Genomic DNA, 18,491 nt, shown 5'->3' with positions numbered 1-18,491 from the left:
CGGCAGGAGTGGGGGAGGGAGGAGAGGGCGCAGTGGGCCGTCGTCGACGCGGACACCGATCGACTGATGGGCCGGGTTGCCCTACGGAGCATCCTGCTGGACGAGGGCACGGCAGAGGTCGCGTACTGGACGGTTGTGGCCGCCCGTGGGCGGGGCGTCGCCGCACGCGCGACGACGGCCCTCAGCCGCTGGGCGCTCGACGAGATCGGCTTCCACCGCCTCGAACTCATGCACGCCGTCCGAAACGTGGCGTCATGCCGCGTCGCGACCAAGGCCGGTTTCGCCGTGGAGGGCACCAAACGCAGCGCTCTCCTCCACCAGGACGGTTGGCACGACATGCATCTGCACGCGCGCGTGCAGGGCGATTGACGCTACGCGACCGCACCGGGCACCCGAGACGCCTCGAGTGGTGCCGGGGGTGGACGACTCCGCTCTCTACGGCCACACTCACGGCAGACCGATACCGACCGCCCCCCCCACAGCGCAGTGGCTCGCCCGCTCAGACAGACGTCGTCAGGCGCAGGCTGCCCAGGGCCTCTCCGGCGCCCGGGTAGCGCGTGGAGGCCAGACTTCGGTAGGAGCGAAGTGCCCCGTCCAGGAGGGTGCACATCAAGGACCCGAACGCATCGTGGCGGGTGTGGCCGACGAGGTCGACGAGGTGGTTGTAGCGGGTGATGACGGCATCGATTGCCGCTTGTCGGTCACCTGAGCGCCGGGCCATGAGGAGCACGCTGTTGGACACCAGGAACGCCCCGGCCGCTCCCGTGCGGGACTCCTTGTAGGCCGAGGCCAGGTCGTTGCCGAGATAGGTGCCCTCGACCACGTGCTCAGCCAGTGTCTCCTGTGTCGACCCGGCCACGGGCTCGGGAAAGTTCCATGCAGCTATCCAGTACATGTTGTACGGGTGCGCGCCTATCGTATTTCTGCGCAGCGCTCGGAACTCCTGCCAGGCCATGGTGCCGGGGTCCTGATGCGATTCGCTGGCGACGGCCGCGCAGAAGTCCGCGAGCCGGGTCTTGACCGGCCTGGGATCGAGGTTCTGGGAGCAGAGCTCGTCCACCAGCGAGTGGTAGGCAGCGCCTAGTTCGCCGTCGGCTACTGGCCTTGGCATCCGCAGTTCCCGTGCCATGGCTGTGAGTTCCTCATTCGGGTCGTCGTCCGCGGTGATGATGAACGCGGCGATCTTCCCCGCGGTCAGCGTCTGCGTCTCCGTCGCTCCATCGGGTGCGCTGAGCACGGCGAACGTGGCGGAGTGGAAGGCCTTCTGAGCATGCCAGGATGCCCCGCGCCGGCATGAACACAACGTGAGGGACCAGTTGAGGAGGGCCGCCGCCGCGCACCGGTGACGCTCGTCGATCATGTAGGCGTTGTAAGGCTCCAGGAGGGCGTGCACGGCAGGCGTCATCAAGCGGCTCCTTCGTGAGGCTCAAGAGCGCGCAGTGCGAAGCTCGTGGTGAGGTGGGTGGAGCCGAAGTAGACGGGGAAACGCCCCATCCGGAAGAAGGCGCAGGCAGGCCAGGAGCCGTCAGGGCGCTGCGCGGCGGCGAGCCGGCGACGGCGGTCCTGCTGCCCGTCGGTGATCCCCGCGTTGTCCGCGGCTATCACCAACAGCGCGAGGTCAAGGCAGTTCATCCTCAAGGGTGGAGCGTGGGCCAGGTATGAGATCAACTTGCGACGTAAGGGAGCGGCCAGGCGTGTCGCGAAGGCGGGGGATCCGTCGCGGACGAGCCTGGAGACGGAGTGGAGGAACACCGCGGGCGAAGGGTAGTAGCGGGTACCGCGGAGATAGCGCCCGGACGTGAGGTGGCCGCCGATGTAGGACAAGGTCGAGCTCATCACGTGTCGCGCCAAGGGAACGGGGCTCGCCGGGAGGGCCAGACCCAGTGTGTGAAGGGCGTTGGCGGCGGCAACCGCGTCGTGCTTGCGGCCCCGCGGCGTTGCCCGTACCTCGGCCCCGTCCTCCCAGTAGACCATCACGACGCCGGGCCGGAGCCCGTCCTCCTCCACAGAGGGTGCCGCCGCGGTCAGCAGTTCATGGCCCACTGATACCAATTGGCTGTCCGTGAGGACCCCATGGCGATAGAGGCCACAGGCCGCGATGGCGGTGCAGTCGGTATCGGCGGCGAAGGAAGACGCCCCGGGAAAAAAGCGATAGCGGTACCGCCACCTGCACCGTTCGACCTGACGGGCCAACACCGACAACAGATCCTGCGCCCCCGGTACCCTGGGCGCCAGGAGCTCCAGCGCCCACATGGCGGAGAAACCCTCCTGCGCCAGATCGAGCCTGATATCGACACCATCCACTCGGCGCAGCTGCTCACCCACCTCCTCCGCGGAGACCAGGCCACGGCAGCCTCGGTCGAGGGCCAACTGCGCCGAGGGCAGCCCATGCCCTCCCACTTCCCGCCGCAGATAGTCCAACGCCCGCTCCGCAGCCCCATGCGAGACATCTTGTGGAGTACCGAGCTCAACCACGACCGCAAACCCCCGCTCCGTAACCGGCCCAACAGATAAGCGGATCGCAGAGCCCGACCCACCCTCCTGAGTAGACGGTCAGGCCCTCATAGCTTCCTTGCACAGCCATTCCCTGCTGTTGGCCCGCCACGGTCAACTCACGGGAGGGGGCGCACGAAAGCACAGGCCACCGGTGTGAGGGCGACCGATGGCCGCGCCTCCTTCTTGAAGCGGTGTCGATCCACAGGCTCCTGCGCGTTCCTGCTGGCCAGCGGGGACATCACTGGCTCTGCACTCGGCCCGGCCGCGCTTGGGACGCTTGCCCGAGTGGTGGTAGATGGCGGGGCGGGCGACGTCAAACTCTTCGGCATTCTGCTGGAGGTGTAGGCGCGGTGCAAGGCTGTCGCGAAGATCACCGAGGATCGGGAGGAGCTGCCGGCGTTCTACGACCTCCCAGCCGAGACTCATTCCACCTGCGGACCACGAACCGGAGTCGAGTCGACGTTCAGTACTGCCTGATGGTGCGTCACGCGATCCAGAACTCTTGGCAGTTGCTTCTTGGCAATTACTGGTCGGGCTGCCTGCCTGGTCGGCATCTCGGGATAAATATGGGCATTCCTGTGTGAGCTCACGTGCATTGGCGGGTTCGCGGAGTCGGCAAGAGGGCAGTGGACGCGCATGGGGGCATGCGACGTGCCGCACATGCTCCAGCCGTCAGTACCGGACGGGGATGTCTCGTCAGCGTGGGGGTAGAGCCTCTACGCGCCCCGTGCTGGTTCCGGGCAGCGCAGCCAGGCCATGTCCTGCGGAGGGGGCATCGATGTCCACCGCAATTTGTCCGGCCGCCGCTGGATCCCGGACTGGATCCGCTGGCCAAGGGTCCCGCACCGGTGTGGGGTCGGCTCGACGCTCGGGTACGGCCCGCGACAGCGGCGGTGGAGCTGGTGCACGCCTTCTCCCTGCTGCACGACGACGTCATCGACCATGACGAACTGTGCCGGCGTCGCCCCACCGTGTGAACGGAGTTCGGGATCAGCGCCGCCGTGCTGGCCGGGAGCCCGCCGGGTCCCGGTCGACCGCCGCCCCCAACGTGGGCCCCCAGGGCGCAACCGCGGGCGAGGCGATCACGGACCACCTGCTCGGGATCCTCGGGGACCCGAAGGTGATGGGCAAACCGGTCGGGGCGGACCTGGCCGTCTGCAAGAAGACCCTGCCCGTGCTGTCCGCGATGGCCTCGATCACCCTTGACGGGGATGTCCTGATCGATCTGTATTCCAGCGGCGACCTGATGACCGCGAACCAGGTGCGGCAGACCGGGCGGTGTTCCGCAGGCGCGGCAACTGGCCGAGAGGTAACTGGCGTTGGCTTTCACGGCGCCGGCCGAGGTGTGGGCGTCCCTGGTCGTCCAGATGTGCGCATTCCTTGCCCTCGCCGGGGCGGCAATTCATACCATTGGTTGAAGCGGAATTTCACCAAGGTACGGGTCTTCATGTTGATGTCCGTAAGTCTCACTCCGCACTTGAAAGGCACGAATCAATGGCATCCGCTCCTTTCTCGTCGCAACCGACATACTCATCCAGGCGTGCACCTCATTCGCTGCCCGTCCTTGGCCACGCTCTGCCCCTGCTGCGTGATCCGCTCGGATTCCTGCGCTCGCTGCCGACTCACGGTGATCTCGTACGGATCCGGGTGGGCCCCTTCCGAGGCGTTGTGGTGTGCGATTCAGAACTGACCCGTCAGCTCCTCCTGAACGACCAGACCTTTGACAAGGGTGGCCCCATGTTCGAGCGGCTTCGGGAATTCCTCGGGGACGGCTTGGGTACCTGCTCCCACAGTCAGCACCGTCGCCGGCGGCGCCTTATTCAGCCTGCCTTCCAACCGGCCCGACTGTCCGGCTACGCGGAGATGATGGCCGCGCAAATCGACGCAGCCACCCGCAGTTGGCGCGAGGGGCAGCGGCTCGACGTGCTGGCCGAAATGCTGGGACTCACCGCCAGAATCACAGTGGAAGCAATGTTCTCGCGGGCTTTGTCAACGCAGGAGCTGACCAATTCCGTCGCCGACCTCATCGCCGTGTCCAAGGGCATCTCCCGCCGAGCGATCACACCGCCCTTGGCGGACCGGCTACCCACCCCGGGCAACCGGCGCTACCGCCACGCCGACACCCGGCTCCGACAGACGGTCGACCGCATCATCGACGAACGCCGAAGCGGGAACGTTGATCGCAACGACCTGTTGTCCACACTGCTAGATGCCCATGCTTCCGACGCGGCCGCACATGGGGGCCTGACCAATGCCGAGATCAGGGAGCAGGTCATCTCGTTCTTCTTTGCCGGAGCAGAGACCACTGCCAACCTCCTGGCTTGGACACTGCATCTGATCGCCCTGCATCCCGACATCGAAGCCAGGATCCACGCGGAGGTCGACGCCGTTCTCGGCGACACCCCTGCCGGCCTCGACCACCTGGCGAATCTCCAGTTCACCAGCCGCGTCGTCACCGAGACCCTCCGACTCTATCCACCGGGCTGGATATTTACCCGGACCGTAACGCGGAGCACCGAGCTCGCAGGCTGCTCCCTCACCCCCGGCACCACGGTCATCTACAGCCCCTACCTGATCCATCGCAGGAGCGACCTCTTCGACAACCCGGAGCGCTTCGACCCTGACCGGTGGGACGCATCCCACCGCACACAACCCCCACGCGAGGCGTTTATCCCGTTCGGCGCGGGTGCCCGCAAATGCATCGGTGACCAGTTCGGGATCACCGAAGCCATCCTTGCCTTGGCCACCATCGTTGCCCGGTGGCGGCTGCAGCCCCTTCCTGGCCAAGGCGTACGCCCCGTCCCGAACGTCGTCCTGAGCCCTCACGGGCTGTTCATGCGCACCACTGCCCGCACCGAGCGGACCTGAGAGGGCGTTGGATGTGAGGGATCGCCCCGAGGGAGGGCAGGCCGAGGCGGGCTCCTGGCTGACTGTCCCGCACCAGCGGCGCGGCCACGTCCACTGTGCTCCGAATGTACGTCGGCTACGCAGCGGCCGAGCGCAGGCGATGTGCACACCACCACCGGTACAGCACCCCGCCCCCCACCGTGACCAGCAAGAACAACACCGTGAACCACTGGAAGTACCAGTGCCCGCCCGCCGGGTCGTACACCTCCGCGCGCGGCCAGGCCAGGTTGACGGTCATGAAGAGGCCGTAGACGAGGGCGAGGGCGTTGATCGGGATGCCCCAGCGGCCCAGGGCGAAGAGTGGGGCGCCCGTCTCGTCGGTGCCGTCGATGGTGAAGCGTCCGCGCAGGCGGGCCACCAGCAGTGGGCCGGTGACCATGGCGTACGCCAGGTACAGCATCACGATGCATGTGGTGCCGATGGCGAGGAATGCCTCCGGTGAGGCGAAGTTGAGGAGCAGGAGGGCCGCCGCGAGGACGCCGACGACGACGGCGGGGGCATGGGGCATGCCGGTGCGCGGGTTCACCCTGGCGAGTCGCCGGGCGAAGGGGAGCTGGCCGTCGCGGGCCATGGAGAAGAGCATGCGGCAGGCCGCCGTCTGGATGGCGAGGGTGGCCACGGTGATGGCCACCACCACGTCGGCGAGCAGGAGCCGGCCCACACCGTCGCCGAGGCTGCTGGTCAGCACGTAACTCAGGCCGTCGACGGCCAGCTTGCCGTCGGTGAGGCTGGGCGCGGCGAGCAGCCCGCCGAGCACGATCAGACCGCCCAGCAGCCCGGCCGCACCGAGCGCGGTGAGGATCGTGCGGGGTGCGGTGCGGCGTGGGTGGCTCGTCTCCTCGCTCATCTCGCCCGCGCTGTCGAAGCCGATCATCACGTACGCCGCCGTGAACGAGCCCACCAGCAGGGCGCCGAAGAGGCCGGTGCTGCCCTCCGCGGTGTGGAACGTGATGCCGGGGGAGCGCTCTGAGTGGGTCAGCAGCAGCGCGATGATCAGGACGGCGCCGATGATCTCGGCGGTCACGCCGACGCGGTTGATCAGCGAGAGCACGCGGTTGTCCAGGACGTTCACGAGGGTGGTGAGGGCCAGCAGGATCACGCCGAGCACGGCCGCGTTGGCCGCGCCGTCCGCCGACGTCGGGGCCGGGTCGGTGCCGATCAGCTGGAAGCCCGACCAGATCGCCGGCATCACCATCTGCAGCGCGAGGGCCGCCGCCGCGACCACCACGATCTGCCCGATCACCATGATCCAGCCGGCGAACCAGCCGAAGGTGAGGTTCGACAGGCGTGACGACCACTGGTAGATCGCGCCCGAGATCGGGTAACGGGCGGCGAGTTCCGCGAAGCACGCGGCCACCAGCAGCTGGCCGATCAGCACGGCCGGCCAGGTCCAGAAGAAGACGGGGCCGCCGAAGGCGTACCCGAAGGCGAAGAACTGGAAGACGGTCGTCAGGACCGAGATGAAGGAGAACCCGGCGGCGAACGAGGCGTACCTGCCCAGGCTGCGGTGCAGTTCCTGGCGGTAGCCGAACGCCATCAGGGAGCGCTCGTCGGACGATTCCGGGGGATCCGGGCGGACATCGGGGGGAGTGGTGCTCGTCATGGAGGCGACCTGCCTTCGCACAGCGCACGGGAGTTCCTGTCGGGCGACAGAAATTAGGGAGGTGCTGTTTCGCGGGCGTCACACAGCGATGTCTTGAGCGGGCCCAATTTCTCACGCCCTTGCGGATCCTGGCTGAACGCGATACATCGTGTCTATTGACTCCGGAACGCAGAACGCGATATGTTCGGTCGCGGATATTCGGTGGCGAGGTGCGGGAGGGGGATCCCTGTGGTGGCCAAGCGTCGTAGGTTGAGCAATCCGTTGGCCCTGGCCGTGATGGTGCTGCTCATGGAGAGGTCGATGCATCCGTACGAGATCGCACGGACCCTCCGCCGCCGCGGCAAGGACAGCAGTACGAAGATCAATTACGGCTCTCTGTACACCGTGGTGCAGAACCTGGAGAAACACGGCTTCGTCGAGGTCGCCGAGGTGCAGCGGCAGGGCAACCGCCCCGAGCGCACCCTCTACGGGATAACGGAGGCCGGCCGGGAGGAAGCCACGGAGTGGCTGTCGGACCTGCTGGCGGTCCCCGCGCGTGAGTACCCGATCTTCGAGACCGCGCTCTCCCTCGTGGGTGTCCTTCACCCCGACGAAGTGGCGCGTCTGCTCGAAGAGCGGCTCTCGCGGCTGGAAGTGCAGGTGGCGAGCGCGCGCGGTGCGCTGGAAAAGCTGTACGAGACGCTGCCGCGCCTCTTCCTCGTCGAGACCGAGTACCAGGCGCACATGGTCGAGGCGCAGGCGCAGTGGGTCCGCGGGCTCTTGCAGGAGCTCAAGGACGGTTCGCTGCCCGGCGTCCAGGCGTGGCGGACGTTCCACGAGACGGGGGAGATGCCCCCGGAGTTCCAGGACTTGGAGGACCGTCAGGTCGAGCAATAGCGGCAGAAACAGCTGAGCAGTAGCGGCAAGGAGCCGCGACAGCAGCGGCAAAGAAGTGGACCCCGGCGGGGCTGTTGCAGCAGCCCCACCAGGGTCTCGAACCCCGAGCTGACTCCGCCGTGGTGCGGGCCGGGCGATCGAGGTGCGGCACACCCAGGATACCCGGCGCTCTTCACACGGATCAGTTCGACGACCCGTCGTCCGGCACGGACGCGTTGTCATCCGCGTCCTTGGCTGTCACAGGAGAGCAGTCGTCATGAGTACCCGTGCGCCCGCAGTCGTGGCGCGTCAGCTGATCAAGACCTACCCCGGTGACGTCACCGCCCTGTGCGGCATGGACGTCACCGTCGAACCGGGCACCGTCTTCGGGCTCCTCGGGCCGAACGGAGCCGGGAAGTCCACCACCGTCAAGATCCTCACCACTCTGGCCCGCCCCGACTCGGGCACCGCCGCGGTCGCCGGGCACGACGTGCTGCGCCACCCGGACAGGGTGCGCCGCGCGATCGGCGTGGTCGCCCAGAGCTCGGGCGCCGACCCGGTGGCCACAGGCCGGGAGAACCTCCAACTCCAGGGCAGGCTCTACGGCTTGAAGGGCGCCGAACTGAACCGCCGTGTGGACGAGCTGCTGGCGCGCTTCACGCTCACCGACGCCGCACGACGGCCCGTCAAGACGTACTCGGGCGGCATGCGGCGCCGACTGGACGTGGCGCTCGGACTGGCCCACCGCCCCGAGGTGCTGTTCCTCGACGAGCCCACCACGGGCCTCGACCCGGAGGCCCGCACCGCGATGTGGGACGAGATCGCGCGCCTCGCCGGCGACGAGGGCCTCACGATCCTGCTCACCACGCACTACCTCGAGGAGGCCGACCGCCTCGCCGAGCGCATCGCCATCGTCGACCGTGGCCGGGTCGTGGTCGAGGGCACCCCCGACGAGCTGAAGGGCGAACTCCGCGGCGACGCCGTCCACGTGGAGCTCCGCGAACCGGTCGGCGAAGCCGGCCGTACGGTGCTCCAGGGGGCCCTGGCCGGACTCCCCGGCGTGCACGAGGTGGTCTTCGACACCGTGCGCTCCCGCGGGATCAGCGTCCGCGCCGATGACGGGGCGGTCGCGATACCCGCGCTGCTCGGAGCTCTGGAGCGCGTGGGGGTCGCCGTGGCCGCCGCCACGGTCGCCCGGCCCTCGCTCGACGACGTGTACCTGCGCTACGCGGGCCGCCGTTACGCGGAGGCGGAGGCGGAGGCCGAAGGCGCCGGGGACCGTGTCCTGGCCGGGACGGGTGGTGCGTGATGAGCACCGCCGTCACCCAGTCGGCGATGAGCACCGCCGTCACCCAGACCTGGTACATGACCGAGCGTCAGCTCGTGGTGTTCCTGCGGCAGCCCGCGTATCTGCTGATCACGCTGATCCAGCCGGTGGTGTGGCTGTTCCTGTTCGGCAACCTCTTCAAGGAGGTCGTCGAGCTCGGAGGCTTCGGCACCACCTCGGACCTGGACTACCTCGTCCCGGGCGTCGTGGTGATGAGCGCGCTCAGCTCCAACATGTGGGCGGGGATGACCACGCTGGACGAGATCCAGCGCGGGACACTCAACCGCTTCCTGACGACCCCGGCCAGCCGGGCCGCGCTGATGAACGGCAACGTCGTGAGCAACGGGCTGGTCACCGCGCTCCAGTCGGTCGTCATCGTGCTGCTCGGGCTGCTGGGCGGTGCCGACTACCCGGGCGGGATCGGCGGCGTCGTGGTGCTGGTCGTTGCCTCCGTGCTGCTGGGAACGATCTTCGCCGCGCTGTCCAACGCGCTGGGCATGCTCGTCCGGGAGCGGGAGTCCATCATCGGCATCAACACGTTCCTGTTGCTGCCGCTGACATTCCTGTCCACAGCTTTCATGGCCGAGGACAGGATGCCCTCGTGGATGCGGCACATCGCCGACTTCAACCCGCTCAACTGGGCGATGGTGGCGGGCCGTTCGGCACTGTCCAAGCAGCCCGACTGGGGTGACGTGGCCGGCCGCGGCGGAGCACTCCTCGCGCTCGCCGTGGCAGCGGTGTGGTTGTCCATACGGACGTTCCGGTCGTACCAGCGGTCGGTGTAACGCCCGTCGTCGACCTCGCTGAGGGAGAACCGCCGTTCAGGAGGCGGCTGCCGACCCCGCGGCCGCCTCCGGGAGCGGGGTCACGCGGTCGTGGCCGCGCCCTCCTGCTCCTCCTCCACCTGTGCGTTCCACTCGCGCTTGGTCGCCTGCCAGTTGTCCTCGTTGTGCCCGAGCCGCCAGTAACCGGAGATCGACAGGTCCTCGCGCGGAACCTCGCGTTCGACGCGCAGCAGCCGGCGCAGCTCCTTCACGAACCCCGCCTCGCCGTGGACGAAGACATGCGGACGGCCCTCGGGGAACTCCAGCGCGCGGACGGCCTCGACCAGCGCCTCACCCACGGGCCGGTCACCGCGGTGCAGCCAGACGACCTCCGCGTCGGAGGCGATCTTCTGCTCCTCGTCGGCATCGGACACCTCGATGAAGGTGAAGACCTTGGCTCCGTCGGGCATCGCCTCCAGCGAAGCGGCGATCGCGGGCAGCGCGCTCTCGTCACCGGCGAGCAGATGCCAGTCGGCGTCCGGGTTCGGCGCGTAGGCACCGCCGGGGCCCAGCAGTCGGACGACCTCGCCCGGCTGGACCCGCGCGGCCCACGGACCGGCGAGGCCCTCGTCGCCGTGCACCACGAAGTCCAAGGTGATCTCGCGCAGTTGGGGGTCCCAGGCACGCACCGTGTACGTCCGGGTCACGGGCCACTGCTCGCGTGGGAACTCCGCACGGATCCGCTCCATGTCGAAGGGTTCCGGGTAGGTCACGCCGTCCGGCCCGAAGAGCAGCTTCACATAGTGGTCGGTGCTGCCCCTCGTGGCGAATTCGGCGAGACCCTCGCCGCCGAGGACGACACGCTGCATGTGTGGGGTCAGTCGCTCGGTGCGGACGACCCTCGCGGAGTGGGGCTTCGGGGCCCTGCGTACCGGACGCTCTGCCATGGCGGCCTCCCAAATACATAGCTAAGGCTTACCTAAGTTAGCATCTTCTCCCCGATGACACCTCATGCTTGAAGTGTCGATGACCACGGGCGGCGTTGATACGCCCGCCCCCCAAATGCCCCCTCACGCCCCGAGAACCGCCTGACCACGGCACATACCCATGAGGCAGAAGGGTCGTCCTGCGTTGGGAGTGCCGCAGGTTGCCCGCTGGGACGTGAGTATCGTCTCAGTGGTGTGAGAACCATGTGAGGAGTGCCGTCCGCCTTCGCGGTCCGCGGCGCGCGCGGACCGGTCAGGTCCGCAGCGTCGTGAGCAGTCGCTGCAGCGAACCGCCCAGGCCCCAGCGCGCGGCGAGGCCGTCGAGCCCCGCCGGATCCCGCGGGTCGCGCGGGAGCGCCGTGTCCACCTCGGGCAAGGGTACGTCGCCGGCGACCCGCACGACCCGGGGGGCGACCGCGACATAGGGGCGTGCCTCGTCGAGCCTCTTGCGCTGGGACGGCGTGAGCTTGGCCGACGGGTCGTCGACCGCCGCCATGATCCCGGCCAGGTCCCCGAACTCGGCCAGCAGCTTCGCCGCCGTCTTCTCGCCGATGCCCGGCACCCCGGGGAGCCCGTCGCTGGGGTCGCCGCGCAGCAGAGCCAGATCCGCGTACCCGCCGCCGTCCACCCCGTACTTCTCGCGCAGCCACGCCTCGTCGGTGAGCTGCAGGGTGCCCACGCCCTTGAGCGGGTACAGCACGCGGATCCCGCGGGCGTCGTCGACCAGCTGGTACAGGTCGCGGTCGCCGGTGACGATGTCGACGGGGCCCTTCGACCGCCCCGTGAACGTGCCGATCACGTCGTCCGCCTCGTACCCCTCGACGCCCACGCGCGCGATGCCCAGTGCGTCCAGGACGTTCTCGATGACCGGCACCTGCGGCGACAGTGTGTCCGGCACCTCCTCCTCGTCCGGGCCCGCCTCGCGTTCCTCGGCGACACGGTGTGCCTTGTAGGAGGGGATCAGGTCGACCCGCCACTGCGGCCGCCAGTCCGCGTCCATGCAGGCCACCAGGTCGTCGGGCCGGTGGTCCTTGACCAGGCGGTCGATGAAGTCGAGCAGCCCGCGCACGGCGTTCACGGGTGTGCCGTCCGGGGCCTTCACGGAGTCCGGCACCCCGAAGTAGGCGCGGAAGTACAGCGAGGCGGTGTCGAGGAGCATCAGGCGTCGGGTCACCTTCCGCATCATGCCGCACGCCACCGACAGCCCGTGTCCGTGCCGTACGGGACCGACAGCCGTGTCCGACGCAGCCCGCAGAACACCGGGCAGCAGGGGTGAAGGCCTTGTGAACTGGGGCACTCACGCGTTTGTGCTGCTCGGAAGGGGGCAGGCGCGCGCTCGGAGCAGGGCCGGTAGCGCCTTCAACCACGTTGGCCGCGCGGAAGCCGGAACGTGGACAGCGACCGGGCGGAGTACGCCCACGCACCGGGCCCGGCAGGCGGAGCCCGCCACGCTCCACGGCCCGCCGACGGGGGACACGGGCCGTCCTTTTGCGAGAAGAGAGGTACCCGTGTCATCCAGGCTTGAGGCCGAGAACCTGTACAAGGTCTTCGGCAGACGACCCGACGAGGCGGTGGAGCGGCTACGCCGCGGCGCCGACCGCGAGGAACTGCGCGCCGAGGGCACCACCGCGGCCGTGATCGACGCCTCCTTCACGGTGGAACCCGGGCAGATCTTCGTCGTCATGGGCCTTTCCGGCTCCGGGAAGTCCACGCTGCTGCGCATGCTCAACGGACTGCTGGAGCCCACCGCGGGACAGGTGCGCTTCGACGGTCAGGACCTCACCGCGATCAGCGACCGTGAGCTGCGCGAGGTCCGCTCGCACAAGATCAGCATGGTCTTCCAGCACTTCGCGTTGTTCCCGCACCGCAGCGTCCGTGAGAACGCCGCGTACGGCCTGGAAGTGCAGGGCGTGCCCCGCGCCGAGCGCGAGCGTCGCGCCGACGAGGCGCTCGCCCTGTGTGGCCTGGCCGGCTGGGAGAAGTCCTGGCCCGACGAACTGTCCGGCGGTATGCAGCAGCGCGTGGGCCTGGCCCGCGCCCTCGCCACGGACGCCGACCTGCTGCTCATGGACGAGTCCTTCAGCGCCCTCGACCCGCTGATCCGCCGCGACATGCAGGACCAGCTGCTCGACCTGCAGAAGTCCCTCAAGAAGACCATCGTGTTCATCACGCACGACCTCAACGAGGCCATGCGCCTGGGCGACCGCATCGCCGTCATGCGCGACGGCAGCATCGTCCAGACCGGTACCGCCGAGGACATCCTGATCCGCCCGGCGGACGACTACGTCGCCTCCTTCATCCAGGACGTCGACCGCTCCCGCGTCCTCACCGCGGGCGCCGTCATGGACCGGGAGACCCGCGGCGACGAGGCCGACTGCGGCTGCGAGACGGCGACCCCCGACACGCCGTTCACCGAGCTGTGCGCGATCAGCGCCCGTCTGACGCACCCGGTCGCGGTCCTCGACGCGAAACGAAAACTGGTGGGTGTCGTAACGGGACAACGCCTCGTCGGCTTCCTCGGCGACGAGCAGACCGCCCCCGTGAGCTGCGACTCCCCGCGGGACACCGACGGCGGCAAGGCGGTGGCCCGTGCCTAGGATCCCTCTCGGCGACTGGGTCAACGACACGGTCGACTGGCTGCTCGCCCACATGGCCTGGCTCTTCGACTTCCTCAAGGCCGTTTTCGTCGGCACCTACGACGGCATCGACGCCGTCCTCCAGGCTCCCGAACCCCTGCTGCTCGCGGGTATCTTCGCCGTGCTCGCGTTCTGGCTGCGCGGCACGCTCGCCGGTGTCCTCACCTTCGCGGGATTCGCCTTCATCGACTCCCTCGAACTGTGGGAGAACGCGATGGTGACCCTGTCCCTCGTGCTCGTCGCCACGATCATCGCGCTGGTGATCGCCGTGCCGGTGGGCATCTGGGCCGCGCGCTCCGACCGGGTGAGCGGGCTGGTCCGGCCGATCCTGGACTTCATGCAGACGCTGCCCGCGATGATCTACCTCATCCCGGCGATCCTGTTCTTCGGCACCGGCGCCTCCGCGGGCATCGTCGCCACCCTGATCTTCGCGCTCGCCCCCGGCGTGCGCATGACGGAACTGGGCATCCGCCAGGTCGACAAGGAACTGGTCGAGGCCGCCGACGCGTTCGGCACCACGCCACGCAACACACTGCTGCGCGTCCAGCTGCCGCTCGCGCTGCCCACCGTCATGGCCGGCGTCAACCAGGTCATCATGCTCGGCCTGTCCATGGCCGCGATCGCCGGCATGGTCGGCACCGGCGGCCTCGGCGGCGACGTCAACGAGGCCATCGGCCAGCTCAACGTGGGCCTCGGCTCCGAGGCCGGTGTCGCCATCGTGATCCTCGCGATCTACCTCGACCGCATGACCAGCGCCCTGGGCACCCAGGTCTCCCCGCTGGGCCGCCGTGCCGCCGCCAGGGCGCGCGCCGCCCAGGGGCTGAAGATCTGGTCGTACCGGCCCCGCCCGCAGGTCGCCATGATCGGTGTCGTGGTCCTCGCCCTAGTGGCGGGCGGCATGGGCATCTTCGGCGGCAACGGAGGCGGCTCCACCCCCGTCGCCGGCAGCAAGGACGTCGGCCAGGGCAAGAAGGTCTCCATCGGCTACATCCCCTGGGACGAGGGCGTCGCCTCCACCTACCTGTGGAAGGAGATCCTGGAGGAGCGCGGCTTCCAGGTGGACGCCAAGCAGTTCGAGGCCGGCCCGCTCTACACCTCCCTCGCGGCGGGCACCGTCGACTTCCAGACCGACGCCTGGCTGCCGACGACCCATGAGCAGTACTGGAAGAAGTACGGCAGCAAGATCGACGACCTCGGTGCCTGGTACGACCAGACCTCCCTGGAGCTGAGCGTGCCCTCCTACATGAAGGGCATCGACTCCCTGGACGACCTCAAGGGCAAGGCCGACACCTTCGGCGGGAAGATCACCGGCATCGAGTCCAGCGCCGGCGAGATGGCCCTGCTCAAGAGCAAGGTCCTCAAGGAGTACGGCCTCGACAAGGAGTACGAGGTCGTCGACAGCTCCACACCCGCCATGCTGGCCGAGCTCAAGCGGGCCTACAGCGAGAAGGAACCGATCGTCGTCACGCTCTGGTCGCCGCACTGGGCGTACAACGACTACGACCTGAAGAAGCTGAAGGACCCCAAGGGCGCCTGGGGCAAGGGCGACGGCGTGCACACGGTGGCCCGCAAGGGCTTCGCCGACGAGAACCCGGTCGTCGGCGAGTGGCTGAAGAACTTCACGATGAGCGAGAAGCAGCTCACCAGCCTGGAAGCCGAGATCAACAAGGCGGGCAAGGGCAAGCAGCAGGACGCCGTGCGCGCCTGGCTGAAGCAGAACCCGGGTGTGGTCGACAAGCTGGCGCCGGTCAACGGCGGCTCCGGCTCGACTCCCGCCGAGGCCAAGCGTCCCCTGAACGTGGCCTGGTTCCCCTGGGACGAGGACATCGCCGTCACCTACCTCTGGAAGAACGTCCTGGAGCGGCGCGGCTACAAGCTGAACCTCAAGCAGATGGACGTCGGCCCGGTCTACACCGGCCTCGCCTCCGGCGACCTCGACCTCAACTTCGACGCCTGGCTGCCGTACGCGCAGAAGAACTACTGGGACAAGAGCAAGGACAGACTCGCGGACCTCGGCACCTGGTACGAGCCGACCTCGCTGGAGGTCTCCGTGCCGTCGTACGTCAAGGGCGTGAAGTCCTACGAGGACCTCAAGGGCAAGGCCGACCTCTTCGACGGGAAGATCATCGGCATCGAGCCGGGCACCGGCGAGATGAACCTGCTCAAGACCAAGGTCCTGCCCGGTTACGGCCTGGACAAGGAGTACGAGGTCGTCGACGGCTCCACGCCCGCGATGCTCGCCGAGCTCAAGCGCGCCTACGCCAAGAAGGAGCCCGTCGCGGTCGTCCTGTGGTCACCGCACTGGGCGTACAGCCAGTACGACCTGACCAAGCTCAAGGACGACAAGAAGCTCTTCGGCGAGGGCAACACGATTCGGACCATCTCCAACGAGAAGTTCCCCGAGCAGTACCCCCAGCTCACCAAGTGGATCAAGAACTTCAAGATGAGCGAGGACGAGCTCGGCACTCTGGAGGCCGAGATCAACAAGCGCGGACAGGGCCACGAGGAGGAAGCGGTCGCCGCCTGGCTGAAGGAGCACCCGGACATGGTCGACCGGATGACCCCGCGGTAGCCGCCTCACCGGAGCCGCCCCCCAGGTGGGCCTCCCCATGCGTTCGGACCGACGTTCGGACCGCGTGGGGAGGCCCACCTTTTTGGGCCATGTGAGTTCCGTGATCCGCCTGAGTCTCCGCGGTTCCGTACTGGCGTACGAGAAAGATCCGGCCAACCCCATCGAGGTCCGCGGCCACGACGGCGTCCGGGCCTTGCCGGCCGGGCACGCGGACCGCGCGTACACGCGCCCGAGCCCTCTCCCGCCGCGCCGACGGCACCCCCGACATCACGTCCGGGCCCGGCGACGTGATCGAACCGACCGGGCGCTACCGGGCACTGACGGGCCTCCTGCGACACGGACCGCCAACCGCGCGCTACTCTGCGCTACTTCACAACCCCGCAGGCCGCGGCGGACGATCGATGCGACCCCGTCCTCGAAGCCTGGCGGACCGGCGGCGGCACAGGCGACGGCGCACGCCTCCGGCCCGGCGGCGCGGAGCGGGCGCCGGGCCGGGGGCCGAGGCCGGTTCCGCGACCGCGTGAGCCGGTGGGCGTACGCGTACGATCCGGCGACCGGACGGCCCGACCGGCCGGGCACCCGCACCCACGGCGGCAGTGAAACCGTTGCCGACCCGTCCACGGCCCTTCTCACCGGCCCGGAGGGACGGCCACACGCCTGGTCAGCCACTTCGTCCCGCGCAACGGCACGACAGCGGGGGAGGCGGGTCAGCCTCTCCACTGGCGAGAACTGTGACGCTGACCGTCACTCCACATGACAGCGATGTGACGGGCGCATGAAACGGTTTGCGGAACATGCGTAGGGTGCAGAGAACTCATCAGAGGGCTCATCAGAGGACGTGAGCGGATGAGTTGCGGAACAGTGGTGTATCAGTAACGGCTGTACTCAGTGGAGCAGCCGTGTCGAGCAGTGTCGGACCGACGAGCGAAGGAGGGAGCCGGAGCGATGGGCGACCACAAAGAACAGCCCCTTCGGGTGGGCGCGGCCGTCCGGCGACGGCGCCGGACACTGGAGCTCACGCTCGCCGTCGTGGCCGAGCGCAGCGGCCTGTCGGTCCCCTTCCTCAGCCAGGTCGAGAACGAGCGGGCCCGCCCCAGCAAGCCGTCCCTGGAACGCATCGCCGACGCGCTCGGCACGACGGCCGTCGAACTGCTGGCCGCGGCCGACCCTGCGTGCAGCGTCGACGTGGTGCGCGCCGACACGGACGCCTTCGCGACGACCGGGTCCAACACGCGCTCCCTGGTGCGCGGACACCACCAACTGCACGCCTTCGAGGTCACCGGCGATCATGACGAGGGCAGGGAAGTCCAGCACCGCAACGACGAGTTGATGTACGTGGCCGACGGCGCCGTCGAGGTCGAGGCGGAGGGCCGTGCCCACCGGCTGGGCCGCGGTGACACGCTGTACCTGACCGGCGGCGTACGGCACCGCTGGCGGGCCACGGTGCCCGACACCCGGGTGATCGTGGTGGCCGTGGCGGACCACATCGAGGCCCTGGAGGACCGGCACCGGCGCGGTGCCTGACCATGGTGGCCCGTGTCGTCTCCCTCGTCCCCTCGCTGACCGAGGCCGTGGCCCTCTCGGTGCCCGGCGCGCTGGTGGGCGCCACCGACTGGTGCACCCATCCCGCGGGTCTGGACGTCGTACGGATCGGCGGCACCAAGAACCCGAAGACCGACCGCATCGTCGGGCTGTCCCCCGATCTGGTGATCGCCAACGAGGAGGAGAACCGCGAGCCCGACCTGACCGCCCTGCGCGAGGCGGGCGTCGAGGTCCTCGTCACCGAGGTACGGGACGTCCCGCAGGCCTTCCGGGAACTGGAGCGGGTGCTGCGGGCGTGCGGGGTGCCCGCGCGGCCACGGTGGCTGGACGAGGCGGAGGAAGCCTGGTCCCGGCTGCCGTCCCCCGACCGCCGTACGACTGCCGTGGTGCCGATCTGGCGCCGCCCCTGGATGGTCCTCGGCCGGGACACCTTCGCGGGGGACGTCCTGGCGCGACTCGGCGTGGACAACCTGTACGCGGCGCACGCGGACCGTTACCCCCGCGTCCCCGTCGAGGACCTGCGGGCCGCCGCACCCGACGTGGTGGTCCTGCCCGACGAGCCGTACCGCTTCACCGCCGACGACGGGCCCGAGGCGTTCGAGGGGCTGCCGTGCGCACTCGTCAGCGGGCGTCATCTCACCTGGTACGGGCCGTCATTGGTGGAGGCGCCGCGGGTGCTGGGTGGTGCGTTGCGAGCGGCTCACCGCTGACCGGGGCCCCACCCGGGGGTTCCCGCTTCGGCGGGACATAAGCTGGTTTTATGGGCAAGGGCAGGGCTGAAGAGCAGGTGGGCGGGGGTGCCG

15 protein-coding genes are annotated in these 18,491 nt (G+C 68.9%); 10 read left to right on the top strand and 5 right to left on the bottom strand.

What is annotated here, in order from left to right; all coding sequences use genetic code 11:
* A partial coding sequence (locus FNH08_RS22080; RefSeq protein ID WP_152773223.1) for a GNAT family N-acetyltransferase occupies positions 1-369 on the top strand: 369 nt, incomplete at its 5' end.
* A gap of 130 nt (positions 370-499) precedes the next feature.
* Here the strand turns inward: FNH08_RS22080 and FNH08_RS22075 are convergent.
* The gene (locus FNH08_RS22075; protein ID WP_152773222.1) at positions 500-1,405 is read right to left on the bottom strand and encodes a terpene synthase family protein; all 906 of its coding nucleotides are present in this window, start codon (positions 1,403-1,405) and stop codon (positions 500-502) included.
* Positions 1,405-2,325 carry a hypothetical protein gene (locus FNH08_RS22070; protein ID WP_152773221.1) on the bottom strand — a complete coding sequence of 307 codons (921 nt, stop codon included), beginning with the start codon at positions 2,323-2,325 and terminating at the stop codon, positions 1,405-1,407. Before FNH08_RS22070 ends, FNH08_RS22075 begins: the two co-directional genes overlap by 1 nt.
* Positions 2,326-3,344: 1,019 nt before the next feature.
* Between FNH08_RS22070 and FNH08_RS53580 the strand changes: the two genes are divergently transcribed.
* Positions 3,345-3,473 (top strand): polyprenyl synthetase family protein, encoded by a 129-nt coding sequence (locus FNH08_RS53580; protein ID WP_322725084.1) that lies wholly within the window; start codon positions 3,345-3,347, stop codon positions 3,471-3,473.
* A gap of 517 nt (positions 3,474-3,990) precedes the next feature.
* On the top strand, positions 3,991-5,364 hold the full coding sequence (locus tag FNH08_RS22055; RefSeq protein WP_152773218.1) for a cytochrome P450: 1,374 nt from the start codon (positions 3,991-3,993) through the stop codon (positions 5,362-5,364).
* A gap of 115 nt (positions 5,365-5,479) precedes the next feature.
* Here FNH08_RS22055 and FNH08_RS22050 read toward each other — a convergent pair whose 3' ends face one another.
* On the bottom strand, positions 5,480-7,006 hold the full coding sequence (locus tag FNH08_RS22050; protein ID WP_152773217.1) for an amino acid permease: 1,527 nt from the start codon (positions 7,004-7,006) through the stop codon (positions 5,480-5,482).
* Between the two features lie 180 nt (positions 7,007-7,186).
* Here FNH08_RS22050 and FNH08_RS22045 point away from each other — a divergent pair, with 180 nt between their 5' ends.
* From FNH08_RS22045 to FNH08_RS22035, 3 genes are all read left to right on the top strand, one after another.
* The gene (locus FNH08_RS22045) at positions 7,187-7,882 is read left to right on the top strand and encodes a PadR family transcriptional regulator (protein WP_152773216.1); all 696 of its coding nucleotides are present in this window, start codon (positions 7,187-7,189) and stop codon (positions 7,880-7,882) included.
* Between the two features lie 256 nt (positions 7,883-8,138).
* Positions 8,139-9,170 (top strand): ATP-binding cassette domain-containing protein, encoded by a 1,032-nt coding sequence (locus FNH08_RS22040; protein WP_152773215.1) that lies wholly within the window; start codon positions 8,139-8,141, stop codon positions 9,168-9,170.
* 26 nt (positions 9,171-9,196) lie between these two features.
* Positions 9,197-9,973 carry an ABC transporter permease gene (locus FNH08_RS22035; RefSeq protein ID WP_152773227.1) on the top strand — a complete coding sequence of 259 codons (777 nt, stop codon included), beginning with the start codon at positions 9,197-9,199 and terminating at the stop codon, positions 9,971-9,973.
* Between the two features lie 80 nt (positions 9,974-10,053).
* Here FNH08_RS22035 and FNH08_RS22030 read toward each other — a convergent pair whose 3' ends face one another.
* Both FNH08_RS22030 and FNH08_RS22025 read right to left on the bottom strand, forming a co-directional pair.
* Positions 10,054-10,899, bottom strand: coding sequence for a siderophore-interacting protein (locus FNH08_RS22030; RefSeq protein ID WP_152773214.1), 846 nt, complete (start codon positions 10,897-10,899; stop codon positions 10,054-10,056).
* Between the two features lie 292 nt (positions 10,900-11,191).
* On the bottom strand, positions 11,192-12,121 hold the full coding sequence (locus tag FNH08_RS22025) for a 5'-3' exonuclease (RefSeq protein ID WP_152773226.1): 930 nt from the start codon (positions 12,119-12,121) through the stop codon (positions 11,192-11,194).
* 325 nt (positions 12,122-12,446) lie between these two features.
* On the opposite strand from FNH08_RS22025, the gene FNH08_RS22020 reads away from it, so the two are divergent.
* The 4 genes from FNH08_RS22020 (at position 12,447) to FNH08_RS22005 (ending at position 18,398) form a co-directional block, all read left to right on the top strand.
* Positions 12,447-13,535 (top strand): quaternary amine ABC transporter ATP-binding protein, encoded by a 1,089-nt coding sequence (locus tag FNH08_RS22020; RefSeq protein WP_322725079.1) that lies wholly within the window; start codon positions 12,447-12,449, stop codon positions 13,533-13,535.
* Complete coding sequence (locus FNH08_RS22015) at positions 13,528-16,146, top strand: ABC transporter permease/substrate binding protein (protein WP_322725078.1); 2,619 nt, start codon at positions 13,528-13,530, stop codon at positions 16,144-16,146. The genes FNH08_RS22020 and FNH08_RS22015 overlap by 8 nt, the downstream gene beginning before the upstream one ends.
* Before the next feature lie 945 nt (positions 16,147-17,091).
* Complete coding sequence (locus tag FNH08_RS22010) at positions 17,092-17,670, top strand: helix-turn-helix domain-containing protein (RefSeq protein WP_152773213.1); 579 nt, start codon at positions 17,092-17,094, stop codon at positions 17,668-17,670.
* Positions 17,671-17,672: 2 nt separating this feature from the next.
* Positions 17,673-18,398 (top strand): helical backbone metal receptor, encoded by a 726-nt coding sequence (locus FNH08_RS22005; RefSeq protein ID WP_152773212.1) that lies wholly within the window; start codon positions 17,673-17,675, stop codon positions 18,396-18,398.
* Positions 18,399-18,491 lie beyond the last annotated feature (93 nt).

This window comes from Streptomyces spongiae, assembly GCF_009377185.1.
GTDB classification, from domain to species: domain Bacteria; phylum Actinomycetota; class Actinomycetes; order Streptomycetales; family Streptomycetaceae; genus Streptomyces; species Streptomyces spongiae.
The sequence above is the reverse complement of the archived record's forward strand: the minus strand, read 5'-3'. Positions and strand labels throughout refer to the sequence as shown.

Excerpts from the sequence above, each read along its gene's own strand:
- FNH08_RS22075 (WP_152773222.1), bottom strand. The coding sequence starts at position 1,405 with ATGACGCCTGCCGTGCACGCCCTCCTGGAGCCTTACAACGCCTACATG.
- FNH08_RS22055 (WP_152773218.1), top strand. The coding sequence starts at position 3,991 with ATGGCATCCGCTCCTTTCTCGTCGCAACCGACATACTCATCCAGGCGT.
- FNH08_RS22050 (WP_152773217.1), bottom strand. The coding sequence starts at position 7,006 with ATGACGAGCACCACTCCCCCCGATGTCCGCCCGGATCCCCCGGAATCG.
- FNH08_RS22045 (WP_152773216.1), top strand. The coding sequence starts at position 7,187 with ATGTTCGGTCGCGGATATTCGGTGGCGAGGTGCGGGAGGGGGATCCCT.
- FNH08_RS22040 (WP_152773215.1), top strand. The coding sequence starts at position 8,139 with ATGAGTACCCGTGCGCCCGCAGTCGTGGCGCGTCAGCTGATCAAGACC.
- FNH08_RS22035 (WP_152773227.1), top strand. The coding sequence starts at position 9,197 with ATGAGCACCGCCGTCACCCAGACCTGGTACATGACCGAGCGTCAGCTC.
- FNH08_RS22030 (WP_152773214.1), bottom strand. The coding sequence starts at position 10,899 with ATGGCAGAGCGTCCGGTACGCAGGGCCCCGAAGCCCCACTCCGCGAGG.
- FNH08_RS22025 (WP_152773226.1), bottom strand. The coding sequence starts at position 12,121 with ATGCGGAAGGTGACCCGACGCCTGATGCTCCTCGACACCGCCTCGCTG.
- FNH08_RS22010 (WP_152773213.1), top strand. The coding sequence starts at position 17,092 with ATGGGCGACCACAAAGAACAGCCCCTTCGGGTGGGCGCGGCCGTCCGG.
- FNH08_RS22005 (WP_152773212.1), top strand. The coding sequence starts at position 17,673 with ATGGTGGCCCGTGTCGTCTCCCTCGTCCCCTCGCTGACCGAGGCCGTG.